Annotated in this window: 1 protein-coding gene; it reads right to left on the bottom strand. The window is 34.7% G+C overall.

The window, feature by feature from the left end; all coding sequences use genetic code 11:
- Positions 1-114: 114 nt before the first annotated feature.
- On the bottom strand, positions 115-1514 hold a 1400-nt coding region (locus tag QHH19_06350), incomplete at its 5' end, for a hypothetical protein (GenBank protein ID MDH7517946.1).

Below are 1514 nucleotides of genomic sequence, written 5' to 3'. Positions count from 1 at the left end.
CAGTTTGGACTCCTATACATCGACTACTAACCATGCGTCATAGGAAGCTCCGCCATTTATGGCGGAGAGGATGTCACTTAATTTTGTTAAAAAAAAGCATGACATATCTATATATCAAGAGTTATTCGGCTGTCCCTGATTATTATCCTGATTTTGCTCCTGACAATAATTATTTTGACTTTGTTCTACTAACTCATCGTTTTGATAGTTGTTTTGTCCATCATCTAAGAAATTTTCTCTAACAGTTATTGTAAGAGATTCTGACCATTCACTTTCTTCTCCGTTAATGTTTTTAGCTTTTACTTTTATTTGATATGTTTTAGGGCATGTTCCAGGATTCCATGTATGGCTTCCTGTGACTCCTATACCTGATTTTATAAATGGTGACCAACCACTATATGTTCCATCACCCCAAGACCAGTTATAGGCTATATATTGGCCGTTACCATTGGTTGTTGTTGTAAAAGTATAGCTGTGACCTTTTACAATCCTGCCGATCACAATACCTCCAGTAGGACCTTTTGGTTTTTGTGGTTTGTTAGGTGGTGGCATACTGTTGCCTAATGGTTCCATTTCGTATCCATTATTATAATTGGTTTCTTCTTCAGTGTTTTCTGTCTCCTCATTAGAATTGCCAGAGTATTCTAGAGGCCATAGGTTATAAATTTTATTTCCAATGATTATGTCTATATCAATGTCTGTTTCACCGGAAGTACTACCTGTTTTATACCAGTTGTATGGTATAGCACGTAAATTAGGAAGATCTAGGGTGACAGTATCCCATTGTAGAAGGAAAACATCTGCATCGAAATCGTTAGAGGATAGTGAAAAACGAATGCCCCTATTATTTGTCGTATTAGTAAATGTAAATATCAAATCTATATAATCTATCTCAGAGCTGTCGATAAATACATAGCTATCGCTTTCTGGGTATCCTCCTAGATGTAGATATCCTGGCCCAGATGTTCCCTCTATGTTAATAATGTCAACAAACGGGAAATATTTTTTGTATCTTTCTATAGAAAGACGCTCTATAGTAAATCCATTTTGGCTTTCAAATACAATTTGGTTATCGTAGTAATCATTTTTCCAAGTTTTTAATGTTATGTCGCCATTTAAACAAAGATATAATGATTTTAAAGATAGAGATGGCGTTGATAGATTAAGTATCTCAAATGTTGCATCTCCATCAAAAATCAATAAATCGTAAGTATGATTATATGTAAGAATGTAATCCCCAGATAAACTTATGAGATCTACGTGGCGAATCTTACCATCATTCAAATCTAAATAAGCATTTCTCAACTCTAATGTTCCTTTAATTGATTCGATCCTGCTATTGGAAAGTGTTTCTGACGAAATTTTTGTGGAAGACCATAAGTATTGTCCGGAGAAGTTAAAAAAGTCCCATTCCAGTGTGTTATTTTGGTAATCTTTTATGCGTACATTTTTGGTTTTTATGGTTCCATTGAGAATCTCTGTTAAAGATTGTGGTTCTGATGAGAGGTATGTGG

It is taken from the genome of Candidatus Thermoplasmatota archaeon (assembly GCA_029907305.1).
In the GTDB taxonomy this organism is placed as follows: Archaea; Thermoplasmatota; E2; order DHVEG-1; family DHVEG-1; genus JARYMC01.
Note: the sequence above shows the minus strand (reverse complement) of the source record. Positions and strands in the feature narration are given on the sequence as shown.